The organism is Micromonospora sp. NPDC002717, assembly GCF_040295705.1.
Lineage (GTDB): Bacteria > Actinomycetota > Actinomycetes > Mycobacteriales > Micromonosporaceae > Micromonospora.
On sequence record NZ_JBEOVW010000012.1, the window covers coordinates 99616 to 113878 of the forward strand.

Here is a 14263-nt window from a genome sequence, read left to right on the forward strand (position 1 = left end):
ATGGCAATGCAGGCGTATTGTAAAAAGGGGGCCGGTATGCGGGTGATCGCGTTGTCCGAGGTGACCGGGGACATGACCGAGCTGGTGGGCGGCAAGGCCGCCCGGCTGGCGGAGCTGGCGCGATCGGGCGAGCGGGTGCCGGACGGCTTCTGCGTCACCACCGCCGCCCACGAGCGGGGCGTGGTGCCGCGGGCCGAGGTCGCGCAGGCGTACGAGCGGCTCGGCGGGGGACCGGTGGCGGTGCGCTCCAGCGCGACCGCGGAGGACCTCCCGGACGCCAGCTTCGCCGGGCAGCAGGACACCTTCCTCGCCGTCAGCGGGATCGCCGATCTCCTGACGGCGATCGAGGGATGTCAGCGCTCGCTGCACGACCCCCGCGCCGTCGCCTACCGCGACGCCCACGGGATCGACCACGCGTCGGCGCGGATGGCCGTCCTGGTGCAGCGCATGGTCGACCCGGTGACCGCGGGGGTGCTGTTCACCGCCAACCCGCTCACCGGCTGCCGCACCGAGATGATGGTGGAGGCGGCCGAGGGGCTCGGCACGGCCGTCGTGGACGGCAGCGCCACCGTGGAGCGGTACATCCTCGACGGCTCGCCCCCGGCCGGCGCCGGCCTGCTCACGGCCGAGCGGCTGGACGAGCTGCGGGACTCGGGTCGCCGCCTCCAGGACCGGTTCGGCTGCCCGCAGGACGTCGAGTGGGCCTACGACCGGCAGGGCGTGCTCTGGCTGCTCCAGTCGCGGCCGATCACCACGCTGTTCCCGCTGCCGCCGGAGACCGGGCGGCCGGCTCCCCGGGTCTACCTGGAGTTCGGCCACGTGCAGGGTATGCGGCAACCCGCCACCCCGATGGGCATGTCCACCCTGAAGTCGCTGGTGGCGGCGATGCTGGCGTCGTTCGGCCTGACCGTGGAGATCACCGACATCGGCGGGCGCCTGTACGGCGACCTGACCGACCTTGCGCGGCACCCGTCGACCCGCAAACGGCTGGTCAAGCTGATGGCGGTGGACTTCGGGCCGCGGGCCCAGGCGGTGATGGAGCACGTGCTCGCCGACCCGCGCTTCGCGCCGCTGCCAGCTTCCGGTCCGGGGCGTACGGCCACCGGCCCGGCGCTGCGGACCGCCGCCCGCGCGGCGACCGGGGTCGTGCGGGCGCTGGCCCGCCCGGAGGCCGCCCGGGCCCGGCTGTTCCGGGAGGTCGAACGTCTCCGGGTCGGCTCGGCCGCGCCCGCCGGGCTGGACACCGCCGTCGACCGGCTGCGGTACGTGCGCGACGAGGACCCGTCGGCCAGCCCCGACGACATCGTCTGGCCGATCGTCGCCGGGATGCTCGCCGCCACGCTGCCGGCCTCGCTGCTGCGGGGCGTGGCCGGCCCCGGCGAGATCGACACGGTGCTGGGCGGCATGCCGCACAACGTCACCATCGAGATGGACCTGGCGTTGTGGCGGCTGAGCCAGCAGGCCACCGCGCACCGCCACCTGCTGCTCACCACCCCGCCGCACGACCTGGCCACGGCGTACGTCCGGGGAGCGCTGCCCGACATCGGCCTGGCGGCGTTCCTGGACCGCTACGGCCACCGCGCCGCCGCCGAGGTCGACCTCGGGGTGCCGCGCTGGGACGAGGACCCGACCCCGGTCTTCGCGATGATCGCCAACTACCTGCGCGTCACCGACCCGGAGCAGGCCCCGGACCGGCGCTTCGCCCGCGCCGCCGAGGCCGCCGAGGCGGCGTGCGCGGACCTCGTCGCCCGGGCGCGCCGGCGCCGACCGGTCCGCGGCCGGATCGCCGGATTCCTCCTGCGCCGGGCACGGATGCTGGCCGGCCTGCGGGAGGCCGGCAAGTTCGCCGGCCTCTACCGCCTACGGGAGATGCGCCGCCAACTGCTGCTCGTCGGCGCCGAGCTGGCGGAGCGGGGGCTGCTGGGGCGGCCCGACGACATCATGTTCCTCACCCTCGACGAGACGCACGCGGCCGTGCACGACGGCGCCGACCACCGCTCGACGGTCGCCGCGCGCCGCGCGACGTACCGGCGGGAACTGCGCCGCCAGGCGGTGCCGGTGGCCCTGCTCTCCGACGGCACCGACGTCGAGGCCGTCCTCGCGCCGCCGCCGGCCCCGGACGGCGCCCTGCGGGGGGTGGGCGCGGCGGCCGGCCGGGCGACCGGCCCGGCCCGGGTGGTCCACGACCCGGCCACCGCCCACGTCGAACCCGGCGACGTGCTGGTCGCTGCCACCACCGACCCCGGCTGGACGCCCCTGTTCCTCACCGCCGCCGCGCTGGTCACCGAGACGGGGGCGGTGATGGCGCACGGCCCGACGGTCGCCCGGGAGTACGGCATCCCCGCCGTCATCTGCGTCCCCGACGCCACCCGCAGGATCCGGACCGGCCAACTCGTCACGGTGGACGCCGCCGCGGGCACGGTGACCCTGCATCCCGCCCCAGGGGCCGTGGAGCCGTCGGTGATCGGCGAGGCGTGCGCGTCGTGACAGCATGAGGCCATGCCGAAGAAGGTCGACCGCCACGAACGGCGCACGCTGATCGCGGCCGCCCTGATGCGCGTGGCCGCCCGTCAGGGTGTGGAGGCCGTGAGCCTGCGTCACGTGGCGGCCGAGGCCGGCGTCTCGGCCGGCATGGTCCAGCACTATTTCCGCACCAAGGACGAGATGATGGCCTTCGCCATGACCGTCGTGCGGGAGCGCAGCCAGGCCCGGGTGACCGACGCGATCGCCCGGCTCGGCGAGGATCCGGCCCCCCGGCTGCTGCTCCGCACGATGGTCGCCGCGCTGCTCCCGCTGTCCGAGGAGTCGCTCGCCGACGGGCGGGTCGCCCTGGCGTTCCTCGCGTACGCGGCGGTGCGGCCGGACGTCGCCGCCGGCATGCGCGAGGACACCGACCAGCTGCGCGCCTTCGTCGCCGGTCTCATCCCGGGTCCCCGGCGGGACGAATACGCGGCCGGCGTGCTGGCGCTGATGGAGGGGCTGGGTGTCCACCTGCTCGGCGGCCACTACACCGCCGAGCAGGCGCTCGCCGCGCTGGACGCCCACCTCGACCTCGTGTTCGCTGGCGGCGGGACGTCTCGATAAAAGTTTTCGTCTCCATCGATGATCCTCTTGGAACTTATCTCCAGAGCGACTACCCTCCTGTGGACCACCTACCGTCCATCGTGGAGGAGACTGGTCATGCGCAAGCTGATGTCAGCGGTCGGAGCGGGGGCCCTGCTGACCGTGGGGTTGTTGGCCGGCGCCGCCCCGGCGCAGGCGGCGAGCTGCACCCTCGTGCAGTCCGAGATCTACAACGGCGCCAACATGATCGCGTGGTCCCAGGGGCTGCAGGGCTGTTCGGGCGACGTCTACTGGGAGATCCAGTCGGGCGACGCGGGTGGCTGGCAGGTCGCGCAGAGCGGCACCACGTACTACGACAACAAGGTCCAGAGCTACTACGGCGACGTCGACCTGCCGTGTTACCTGCGGGTCTACGCGAAGTTCGGCAGCCAGGAGAAGCTGACCCAGCCGGTGCAGAACTACAACTGCGCCGGCTGACGCTCGTCGGCCCGGGCCGCAGCCGCCTTAGGCCCGGGCCGAGAGCCGCCGCTCAGGGCGCCGGATGTACCCGGTGGCGCGCCGGACGGACCGACGGCGCCACCGGGTGCGGCCCGCGCATCAGGCGGGACGGCCTCCGGGCGGGATCACACCGTCCCGACCGGGCGCTGGTGGGCGCCGGTGATGTCGGTGCCGGCGATGTGCGGCGTGGAGCCGGTGACGAAGAGCCGGTAGCCGTCGTGGTAGCCGAGGTAGGAGCCACGCTGGTGGTGGGTGACCCGCAGGGTCAGCCGCGTGCCGGCGGCAACCTTGACCTGGATCGTGTCGGCCAGCTCGACGGAGTTCGACACGGCGAGCACCCGCCCCGTGTCGTCGGTCAGCCGCAGGTCGAAGTCGTCGACGAGTGCCGTGCCACGCGCCGCGCCGCTCGGGTAGTCCAGCTGGTTGTTCGCGGCGCTGGTCACGTACCCCGACAGGGTGGCGAGGTCGTAGCGCATCCAGTTCGGGACGACGTTGACGGTGACCCACTGGGTGTGCTGGGAGGTGAACCGGTAGTCGACGGAACTGCCGGGCGACAGCGTGCTGCGCTCCACCATGAACGAGGTGTCGTTGCCGTAGCCGAGACCGCGAGCGTACTCGTCGCGGTAGTGCTCGTACAGCTCGTAGCTGCGGGTGGCGGTCCCGTACGGCACGGTCGCGGTACGGCGCACCGCGCCGCCGCTGGTGACGTACGCGCCGTCGGCCGTGCGTCCGAGCCCGTGCGCGCCGGCCGGGCCGAGCGGACCCAACGGGCCGAGCGGGCCGAGCGGCCCGACGGGGCCCAGCACGCCCCACACGCCGCCGGCCTGGACCTGCTTGCTGAAGTCACCGAGGCTGGGCAGCGTCTCGTGGTACGCCTCCGGGGACAGCGGGCCGTCGGGGCCGAGCGGGCCCCACTCGCTCATCGGCCCGCCGTACCAGCCGAGCATGCCGGCCCAGTCGTCCCAGGCCGTCCCGGTGATCCAGCTTGACGGGTGCCACGGCTCGACGCCGATCGGACCGGCGACGCCGAGCGGCCCCCAGGGGCCGATCAGCCCGTAGTGGCCCAGCGGGCCCATGGGCTTGAGGTAGTCGGCGGGGCGCAGCGGGTCGCCGGGATAGGTGGTCTGCACCGTGGGGCTGACCGTGGACAGGTTGCCGCCGAGGGCCTCCACCGAGGTCGCCGACACGTAGCCGCTGTCCGCGGCCCGGGCGGGGGGCGCCGCCGCGACGACGCTCACCGTGGCGGCGAGCAGTGCGGTGAGAAGGCGCCGTCGGGCCGGCGTCGCCCGGCGGCGTGCTGCGGTTGTCCCCTGCATGTGTCGTGCTCCCGTGTCGTGTCGTCGATGGGCTGCCGGCGCCCAGGCACGCCCGGACACGCGTCACCGCAGCCGACGGCGCCGCCCCTTCGAAATGGGCGGAGACGGGTGGCGGGTAGTGCCTCGGCGTCGGAAATCACGTGCCGAACGGGCCGGGAAACCGGCCCACAGAGCCTACAAAAGGACGGGCCGCGGGGAAATTCGAGAAAGCGTGACTTTCGTCTTCTTGACTCCGCCGTGAGCCGCCGCCAATGCGGCGGCGGCCGACGGCTCGCCCGCGACGATTTCGGTGGACGACTGCAAAACCCGGGTGGGCCGGCCGGGCGACGACGGCCCCCGGGCCCGCTTCCCGGATCCGCTGTCCACCCCGCCGGCCCTTGGCAGAGTGGGGGCGTGACCGAGAAGGGGCCGACGGTGGCGGCCGGCCGGATCCAGCTGGTCGGGGAGTCCAGCGCGGTCAGCCGGCTGGAGCTCTTCCTCGACCTGATCTTCGTCTTCGCCCTCATCACCGTGTCCAGCACGGTCGCGGCCGACCTGACCGTCACGAGCCTGCTGCACGGCGTGGTGCTGCTGGTCCTGCTGTGGACCTGCTGGCTGTCGTACGCCTGGCTCGGCAACGTCGTCCGGGTGGACCGGGGCGTCATGCCGGTGGTCATCTTCGGCCTGGCGGCGCTGATCCTGGTCGTGGGGGTGACCCTCAACGAAACGTTCTCCGACAAGCCGGGCGGCCTGCACGGGCCGCTGGTCGTCGTGGTCTGCTACCTGGTCGTCCGGTCCGGCGCGCTGCTGGTGGCCACCGTCGCCGTCTGGCGGGATCCCGCCGCCCGTCGCACGTACCCGCGTGTCTGGCTGCCCCTGCTCGCCGCCGCGCCGTTGCTGCTGGCCGCGGGCCTCCTGCCCATCGGCACGTTCGGTGCCGACGGCGAAGCCCGGGAGTGGACCCGCTTCGCGCTGCTGCTGGCCGCCTTCCTCGTCGAGTACCTCGGAATAACGATCATCGGCGTGAGCTGGTGGCACGTCCAGTCCGTCAAGCACTGGACCGAGCGGTTCCATCTGATCGTCCTGGTGGCGTTCGGCGAGATCATCATCTCGGCCGGCACGGGCCAGGGTGTCGGCTGGGCCAGCCCGGTCACCTGGGGGGTGGTCGGGGGCGCCGTGCTCAGCATGCTGCTGGTGGGCGTGCTCTGGTGGACGTACTTCGACATCGCCAGGTTCTCCGCTGAGGACGCGCTGGAACAGGCCACCGGTGTCGCCCGCTCGCGGCTCGCCCGGGACGCGTACACGTTCCTGCACCTGCCGATGATCGTCGGGCTGATCCTGCTCTCGCTCGGGCTCAAGCACACGTTCAACAACGTGGCGTTCCAGTCGGTGCGGTCGGAGCCGGCGCTCGGCCTCTTCGCCCTGTACGGAGGGGTGGCGCTGTACCTGCTCGCCCTGATCGCCTTCGAGCGCCGGACGATCGGTATCTGGGGCCGCGGGCCGCTCGTCGGCCTCGTCCTGGTGCTGGCGCTCGCCCCGGTGGCGGCGCGGGCGCCGGTGGTCGCCCAGCTGGGGCTGCTCGCCGCCGCAGTCGCCAGCCTGGTCCTGCTCGACCGCACCGTCTTCCGGATGCGGCACCGGGCACTGCACCGGGCGATCGAGCCGGTCAGCGAGCGCTCCACCGGGGTCACGCCCAAGGAACTCTTCCTCGACCTGGTCTTCGTCTACGCCTTCATCCAGGTCACCGAGCTGATGACCGCGCAACCCGGCGGACGCGGGCTGCTCCAGGGGCTGGCGGTGCTCGTGCTGCTCTGGTGGGCGTGGTGCAGCTACGCCTGGCTCGGCAGCTCGTTCCGCACGGAGAACGCCATCGCCCGGCTCCTGCTCCTCGGCGCCGCGGCGAGCGTCCTGGTGATCGCCATCGCCGTGCCCGTGGTCTTCATCAACCTGCCCGGCGGTCTGCCGGGACCGCTGGTCTTCGCGACGTGTTACGGCCTCGTGCGCGCCCTGAACTTCGTCGCGTTCTGGACGGTCGCCCGGAAGGACCGGCTGTTCCGCGGCCAGTTGGTGCGGCTCGCGGTGTCGGCCGCCGTGGCGCTCGCGCTGCTCTACGCCGCCGCCTCCGTGCCGCCGCCGTCGGACGACCCGCAGGCGTTCCAGCCCGTCCGTGTCGCCCTGTGGGCGGCGGCCGTCGTCGTCGACCTGGGCAGCGGCTACCTGCTCAACGCCCGGCACTGGCCGGTGCGCTCCGCCGAACACTGGGCCGACCGGTTCGGCCTGATCATCCTCGTCGCGCTCGGCGGCGCGATCGTCTCGACCGGCGCGTCGGTGAGCAACCGCGCGGTCTCCGTGCCCGTGGTCGTCGCCGCCGTGCTGAGCCTGGTGGTGGTCGCGACGCTCTGGTGGGCGTACTTCGACGTCGACGCCACCGCGGGGCAGCGAGGCGTGCAGAGCCTGCACGACGGCCGGCGCAGCCGCCTCGCACTCGAGGCGTACACGTACTCGCACCTGCCGATGATCGCCGGGGTCGTGCTGGTCGCGCTCGGGCTGCGCAAGACGGTGGCGGAGGTCGAGCGGGTCGCCGGACCCGTCGGGTGGTGGGACATGTCCCACCTCACCCTCTACGGCGGGGTGATCCTCTTCCTCCTCGCCGACCAGGCCTTCTGGTGGCGCATCCAGCACCGGGTCCGTGGCCTCCGGCTCGTTGCGATCGTGGCGCTGGTCGGGCTGACGGCGGTGACCACCACGGTGTCCCGGCTGGCGGGTCTGGCGATCCTCGCCGGCGCCCTGAGCGCGTTCGCGCTCGCCGAGGCCGTCAGCACCCGCCAACTGCGGCACGCCGCGCACGACCCGCTGGTCCCGGAATCGTCCGAACCGCACCGGCCCTGACCGGGCGCCGCCTGCCCGCCGACCGCCGACCGCCGAGGCCGGCGCGGCCGGAAACCGTCGCGTCGTGACCACCCGCGTCGACGCTCTGCATTGGGTCCGCGCCCGCTGAGCCGACCCGGAAGAAATGCGAGCCCCGTCATGCGGTACGTCGGAAACGGCAATTCCCCACCGTCGTCCTCGTCACACGGCAATGGCGGTGGGCCACACGGAGAAACTGCCCGGAATGGCGCCCCGGCCCATGACGGTCGGGGCAGAATGTGCGAATGAGGGCCGGCGTCAATTGATTCGCCATTCCCGTCGCCCCTGCTGGCGTCGTTCCGCCCCGCCGCCCGGCCACCCGCCCGCCCGGGGCTCGCCGGGCGGACGGCGGGGCGGCGGTCGACACGTCACGGCGTCAGGCGCTTCTCGAACCAGTGGTGCGCGTAGTGCTCGGTGTTGTAGGGCTCGATCTCCCGGTAGCCGGCCGCGCGGTACATCGCGATCGCCTCGGTGAGGTTGCGGTTGGTGTCCAGCCGGACGGCGGTCCAGCCCCGTGCGGCGGCGTGCCGTTCCAGCTCGCCGAGCATCCGCCGCCCGACCCCGAGCCCGCGTACGGTGTCCGCCACCCAGACCCGCTTGATCTCGGCGGGCGCGTCGTGGTGGAGCTTGACCGCGCCGCACCCGACGGCCTCGCCGTTGAGGGTGGCGAGCAGGAACAGGCCGGCCGGCGGGACGAGGTCCTCGTCGTGCACCGGGTTGCTCCGGCTCGGATCGAACCCGTCGTCGAAGCGTCGGGCGACCTCCCGGGCGTAGGCCCGCGTGCACGCCCGGGCCCGCGGGTCGCCGGGCGGGCAGGGCGCGATGACCACCATCGACGCGACGAGCAGCCGCTCGACCTCGGCCATCGCCGCGACGAGCCGCTCCCGGCGCCGCGCGGACAGCGGCGAGAGGATCGACGAGGCGAACTCGTCGGAGCGCCTGTCGAGTTCGGACCACTCCGCCCGGCCGGCGTCGGTCAACGTGGCGACCCGGACCCGCCCGTCGCCCCCGACCTGGTCGGACGGCCCGACGGTGACCAGCCCGTCGTGCTCCAAGGCCCGCAGGAGCCGGCTGAGGTGACCCGAGTCCAGCCCGAGCCGGGCCCTGAGCGCCGCGACCTCGCTGCCACCGGGACCGATCTCCCACAGCACCCGCGCCTGCGCGAGGGGACGCCCGCGCGCCATGTAGGCATCGTCGAGGGCGCCCACCCGCTGGGTCACCGTCCGGTTGAACCGCCGCACCGCGGCGACGAGCTGATCCGAGGTCATAAAGCCTGACTTTAGTCAGCTACCCATCTGGGCGCCAGGGCTTGCGGAGCCCGGTGGCCGGGTGCGCCCGGTCCAACGCCGTGGCCGAGCGGCCGGTCGCCCGGCTATGGTGTCGGCCATGCAGGATCGGCACGGTCTCCGCCGCGTCGGCAAGCGCGTCTCGCTGCCGGCGCTGCTGATGCTGGCCGTGCTGGTCATGGTGCTGTCGGCGGCGCGGGCCGTCGGGCTGTGCATCGTGTTCCGGTGCACGCGGCGGGCCGTCCCGGGGTGCGTGCCGGCGTGGTCGGCGGACCGTGCTCCGCCCGGGCTGACGTTCGCCGTCTGAAGCCTGTTCGCCTCCCGGCGCCCTACGGCGCCGGCCCGTGGCTTGGAGCACCATGCCGACCCTGCGTCACGACACGCGCCCCCGCTTCCTGTCCGTCGGTGACGGACCGCCCCGACCGATGACGTGCGCCGCCGCGCACACTCCGGCACGGGGACGATGAGCATGCTGGCTCCCGGCGTGTACGCCCGCCTCGGCGTACGGCATCCCGTCGCCCTCGACCTCGGCACGTCGGCGGTGCGTGTGTGGACCCCGGTGCACGGGGAGGTCGTCACCGAACCCGCCGTCGTCGCGCGGATACCCTCCGGCGGTCATGCCGTCGGGCGCGCCGCAATGGACCTGCGCGCCACCAGCGGCGCGAAGCTGCTGTGGCCGGTGCGGCACGGCGTGGTGGAGGACTTCTTCGCCTGCGTACACCTGTTGCGGGTGGTGGCGGCGGCCGCCGGGCGGCCGGGCGACGACGTCTCACCGGTCGTCGTCGGCGTGCCGGCCACCGCCACGTTGCAGCAGAAGAACCTCCTGGTCGCGGTGGTCCGCCGGGCGCTCGGCGGGCGCGTCGCCACCGTGGAGGAGCCGTTGGCGGCCGCCCTGGCCTGCCAGGCCGACCTGGACCGCGACGACGTCGTCGCCGTCGACATCGGCCACGGCCGCACCGAGATCGCCCGCATCGCCGACCGCGCGGTCGCCGCCGCCGAGCACGTCGACGTGCCCAACGCCGTCGACCAGGTGCCGTTCATCGCGGCCGCCGTGCGCCGCGTCGGCGCCCGCCCGGCCGGCCCGGGGCGACGCCGACTGCTGATCACCGGTGGCGGGGCGGCGCATCCGGGGCTCGCGGCCCGGCTGGCCGCCCTGACCGGCCGCACCGTCACGATGCCCCCGGACCCGCACCTGGCCACGCTCGCCGGCCTGCGCCTGCTGCTCACCGGCTGACCCGGGCGACGGTCCCCGCACGGCGAGCCGACGGCTGCGCCGTGTCCGCCGTTGCCGCCGCCGCAGCCGGACGTGCCCTCGTCCGGCCGTCACCGCACCGCGCCCACCGCTGCGGTTCCCTCACCACCTGGAGTTCCGATGGACGTCGAACTGACACCGCTGCCCGGCATCGGTTTTCGCCGCATGTTCACCACCGACGCCGGATGCCGCGTCGGGGTGGTGACCCACTACGCCGGCGGCCGGCGTGAGCTGGTCTACCACGACGGCGACGACCCCGACGCCACCCGCAGCATCATCCTCAAACGCGACGAAGCCGTCGCCCTCGCGGGCCTGCTCGGCCTCCTCGACGTCTTCGACGTCACCATCACCGCGCCCGACGATTCCGACCGGCAGCCCGCCGAGCCGCGGTGAGTGCCCGCCGGCGCGCGGATCCCGCTCACCGCGCAGCCTGCGACGAGGTTCCCGCCGCGCCACGGCTCGGGTGGCGCGGCGGGAACGTCGACGAGGTCGGCCGGCGTGACGACCGGTGCGCGCCCGCCTCCGTCCGGCGGGCTCACGCCGACGCGACGAACTGACTGACGTGGTACGCGGTGCTCCGGTTGTCGGGCGTCCTGGTCCACTTCGACACCATCAGGTGCAGGTCGTTGGCCCGGCGGCTGGACCACGGGTGGATGAACCCGCCGTAGAGCCCGGGCTCCTGCCACGGCGTGACCTGGACCTTCTCCGCCGTCCAGACCTGGTCCGGCCCGCCCGACGTGCGGGTGACGATGCAGCCGGTGGCGCAGTTGAGATAGGACATCACCCAGGTGCCGTCGGCGAGCCGCCGCACCGACGGCTCGCCGAACCGGCCGGTGAGGATCGGCGTGCACGGGCGGCCCCAGCCCCAACTGCTGCCGTTCCAGCCCCAGCCCTCGTAGGACTCGGGATAGAAGAGCCGGTCCCAACGGACGCGGCGCAGCATCATCGGGCCGTCCTGCCGGCCCGAGCGCACCGAGAAGACGTACACCCAGTCTCCGTCGCGCTGCATCGTCCACATCTGGAAGGGATCCGTGTTGGCGCCGTCGTTCCACCACTTCAGCGGCGTACGGACGAAGTCGTTGCCGTTGTCGCTGTAGGCCAGCCCCGCGTAGCGCGACTTCCAGTGCGGCCCGGCGGGCCCGGCGGAGTTCCAGTTCTCGATGCTCATGTACGAGATGAGCTGGCGGCCCGTCTCGGGGAAGCTGATGCCGTCGTTGGGGATGACGGTCACCTCCCAGAGGCCGTCGATACCGACACCGTTGTGGCCGTTGTGCATCAGCTCGGGAGCCCGCCCGTTGCCGGCGACCCGGGCGGCGCTGTCGAAGACGATCCCACCGCTCGCCCCGGGATGGACGTAGGAGCGCAGCATCACCGGTGAGCGCCAGTCGTTGGGCAGTGGTGGGCCCTCCGGCCACGGCGTGTTGAAGGTGTCGCCGAACAGGTAGCCGATGGAGCCGTTCTCCAGCACGTACGGTATGCCGAGGTCGGTGCCGGCGACCTGCCACCGGTGGTTGGTGTCCAGGTCGGCGCCGGTGAGGCGCTTCTTCCAGTAGGCGGCCTGGGCCGCGCCGGGGGCCAGGGTCGGTGCGACCGCGGCGGCCGCGCCGACCACGGCGACCTTTCCGAGCAGTGAGCGGCGGTTGATCGTCATGACCGTCCTTGTCGCGAGCGTGCGGCGGGCAGGGCGGAGAACTGCGGCGCCGGAGCGGACGCCAGTCCGATCAAGCGACTCTTATCGATGCAAGGCTGGAAGTTACGGCCACCGTCCGGCGGAGTCAAGCGTGCTCCACCGCCGAAGGATGTTTGCGGGGCGCTAGTGACACCCTGCCGGAAACTTTCGTCAACCCATTGACAGGCGTCACCGCGCTTCTCCAGACTCGCGGCCATCGGAGCCCCGATCGCCCGCTCTCCGAGCACCGTCCCGACCGACCGGCGGGCCGGCGCGACCGCAGATCGCGCAGCCCGTCCCCGCAGCCACCACCACCGCAGCGAGGAGCCGTCCGTGCGTACCGTAGGCATCGTCCGCCGACTGGGCGTGGCGCTCGTGGCCGCCGTGGTGACGTGGGCGGCGCTGGCCGTGGCGGCCGGCGCGCCCGCCGGCGCCGCCGCGCCCACCTTCAAGGCCCCGTTCCCGTGCGGGCAACGGTGGACCTACAGCCACCACAGCAGCGAGGTCCGCCAGGCGCTGGACTTCGTCCGGGCCGACGGCGGGGTCACCAGCGGCACCCCCGTGCTCGCCTCGGCAGCCGGCACCGCCTACCGCTACTCGCAGCCCAGCGGCGCGGGCAACTACATCGCCATCGAGCACGGCGGCGGATGGAAGACCTACTACTTCCACCTCGCCGCCTACTCGGTGGCCAACGGCGCGACAGTCGCCCAGGGCCAGCAGATCGGGCTGACCGGCAACACCGGCAACTCCTCCGGCGCGCACATCCACTACGAGCAGCTGTACAACGGCGTCGGGCAGACCATCGTCATCAACGGCATCTCCCTCGCGCCGTATCCGGGCTCCTACCACCAGCGGTACCTCACCAGCGACAACTGCGGTCGCCCCGCCGAGCCCGTCGCCGGTCGGGCGTTCGGTTTCGGCGACGGGCAGCACGTCGTGGCGGTGGGTGCGGCGGGGACGTTGGCGAACCTGTCCTGGTCGCCGGGTGCGGGGTTGGTGCGGGCGGACTGGGGCGGGGGCCCGCTGACGGGTAAGGCGGTCGGGTATTCGCACGCCAGTCAGCAGCACGTTTTCGCGCGGGGGAGCGACAACACGTTGCGACACTGGTGGTTCGGGCCGGGCATGGCCTCTCCTGGCCTGGACGACTGGAACACGGTCGGGCGGGTGATGTCGAATCCGACCGGCTTCGCGTACGGCAGTCAGCAGCACGTGTTCTACCGCAATCCGGAGGGGAACCTGGAGCACCGTTTCTACGACCTGAACACGGGTCAGATCGCCGGCGGTGTCTGGCCCGGCGGTGAGTTCGTCGGCAATCCGTACGCCTTCGTGCACCGGGACCAGCAGCACATCTTCGCCCGCACCGCCTCGGGTGGCCTCATCCACTGGTACTGGTGGCCGGGCATCAACCCCGCTACGGACAACTGGGGTGTCACCTCGGGTGTGGCGTCAGATCCGACGGGGTTCTCCTACGGCGGCAACCAGCACCACGTGTTCTTCCGTAACGGCGACGGCAGGTTGCAGCACCGGTTCTTCGACGATCCGTCCGGCACGCTCAACGGTGGTGTGTGGCTGGGTGGTGGGTTCGTCGGGAATCCGCACGCGTTCGTGCACCGGGATCAGCAGCACATCTTCGCCCGTACGGCTTCGGGGGACCTGGTCCACTGGTACTGGTGGCCGGGCATCAACCCGGGCGTCGACGACTGGGGTGCTCGTGGCGTGGTGACCGACGACCCGGCGGGCCTGTCGACTCCGAACCAGCATCACGTGTTCTACCGGACAACGAACGGCACCCTCGAACACCGCTTCATCGACGACACCACCGGCCGACTCACCACCGACAACTGGGGCGGAGCGCTGTAGGAAACCGACCCGGATGCCTCCGGCCCGACCCGGTCACCCTGGTCAGACGTCGACGACCAGGCGCACCGTGACGGTGTCTCCGACCGTGATCCCCTCGGCCTCGCGCACCCCGGCCTTGACCGGCACGAGGTAACGCCCGTCCTTGGGAAACAGCGACGTCCGCCACCCGGTGCCCCCGATCCGGGCCGTCACCGGGATCATGCCCCAGCCGTAGCTCACGGACGCGCAGGTCGCGTTCAGCTCGCGGGAGTCGTCTTCCGGCACGGTGACGAAGTGCCAGGGCGCGGGGCCCCTCCAGAAGAACAGCTCGCCGCTGAACTCCACGTCCATCGACTCAGCATAGGACCGCGAACTCTCGCGGCGGCCGGGCCGAGGCTGCCGTCGACGGTCGTCGCGACGGCAGCCTCGGCCCGGCCGCGCCTACCGGAGTCGG

At 72.9% G+C, this 14263-nt stretch carries 12 protein-coding genes; 8 read left to right on the forward strand and 4 right to left on the reverse strand.

Annotated features, from left to right (window positions below; translation table 11 throughout):
- From ABT006_RS19450 to ABT006_RS19460, 3 genes are all read left to right on the forward strand, one after another.
- On the forward strand, positions 1-2487 hold the full coding sequence (locus ABT006_RS19450) for a PEP/pyruvate-binding domain-containing protein (RefSeq protein ID WP_350708172.1): 2487 nt from the start codon (positions 1-3) through the stop codon (positions 2485-2487).
- A 12-nt stretch (positions 2488-2499) separates the two neighbouring features.
- Entirely contained in the window at positions 2500-3084 is a 585-nt protein-coding gene (locus ABT006_RS19455) for a TetR/AcrR family transcriptional regulator (protein ID WP_350708174.1), read from the forward strand.
- Positions 3085-3180: 96 nt separating this feature from the next.
- Positions 3181-3540 (forward strand): hypothetical protein, encoded by a 360-nt coding sequence (locus ABT006_RS19460; RefSeq protein ID WP_350708176.1) that lies wholly within the window; start codon positions 3181-3183, stop codon positions 3538-3540.
- A gap of 146 nt (positions 3541-3686) precedes the next feature.
- On the opposite strand, the gene ABT006_RS19465 is transcribed toward ABT006_RS19460, so the two are convergent.
- Entirely contained in the window at positions 3687-4877 is a 1191-nt protein-coding gene (locus ABT006_RS19465; RefSeq protein WP_350708178.1) for a hypothetical protein, read from the reverse strand.
- Positions 4878-5270: 393 nt separating this feature from the next.
- Between ABT006_RS19465 and ABT006_RS19470 the strand changes: the two genes are divergently transcribed.
- Complete coding sequence (locus ABT006_RS19470) at positions 5271-7745, forward strand: low temperature requirement protein A (protein WP_350708179.1); 2475 nt, start codon at positions 5271-5273, stop codon at positions 7743-7745.
- A 386-nt stretch (positions 7746-8131) separates the two neighbouring features.
- Here the strand turns inward: ABT006_RS19470 and ABT006_RS19475 are convergent, their stop codons facing one another.
- On the reverse strand, positions 8132-9031 hold the full coding sequence (locus tag ABT006_RS19475; RefSeq protein ID WP_350708181.1) for a bifunctional helix-turn-helix transcriptional regulator/GNAT family N-acetyltransferase: 900 nt from the start codon (positions 9029-9031) through the stop codon (positions 8132-8134).
- Positions 9032-9149: 118 nt separating this feature from the next.
- On the opposite strand from ABT006_RS19475, the gene ABT006_RS19480 reads away from it, so the two are divergent.
- The 3 genes from ABT006_RS19480 (at position 9150) to ABT006_RS19490 (ending at position 10694) form a co-directional block, all read left to right on the forward strand.
- On the forward strand, positions 9150-9356 hold the full coding sequence (locus ABT006_RS19480; protein ID WP_350708182.1) for a hypothetical protein: 207 nt from the start codon (positions 9150-9152) through the stop codon (positions 9354-9356).
- A gap of 156 nt (positions 9357-9512) precedes the next feature.
- Positions 9513-10283, forward strand: coding sequence for a rod shape-determining protein (locus ABT006_RS19485; protein ID WP_350708184.1), 771 nt, complete (start codon positions 9513-9515; stop codon positions 10281-10283).
- A gap of 138 nt (positions 10284-10421) precedes the next feature.
- Positions 10422-10694, forward strand: coding sequence for a cation:proton antiporter regulatory subunit (locus ABT006_RS19490; protein ID WP_350708186.1), 273 nt, complete (start codon positions 10422-10424; stop codon positions 10692-10694).
- Positions 10695-10836: 142 nt separating this feature from the next.
- On the opposite strand, the gene ABT006_RS19495 is transcribed toward ABT006_RS19490, so the two are convergent.
- Positions 10837-11952: a glycoside hydrolase family 183 protein gene (locus tag ABT006_RS19495; protein WP_350708188.1), complete on the reverse strand. Its 1116-nt coding sequence runs from the start codon at positions 11950-11952 to the stop codon at positions 10837-10839.
- A gap of 405 nt (positions 11953-12357) precedes the next feature.
- Between ABT006_RS19495 and ABT006_RS19500 the strand changes: the two genes are divergently transcribed.
- Positions 12358-13830 (forward strand): peptidoglycan DD-metalloendopeptidase family protein, encoded by a 1473-nt coding sequence (locus tag ABT006_RS19500; protein ID WP_350708360.1) that lies wholly within the window; start codon positions 12358-12360, stop codon positions 13828-13830.
- 42 nt (positions 13831-13872) lie between these two features.
- On the opposite strand, the gene ABT006_RS19505 is transcribed toward ABT006_RS19500, so the two are convergent.
- Entirely contained in the window at positions 13873-14160 is a 288-nt protein-coding gene (locus tag ABT006_RS19505) for a DUF1905 domain-containing protein (protein WP_350708190.1), read from the reverse strand.
- Positions 14161-14263 lie beyond the last annotated feature (103 nt).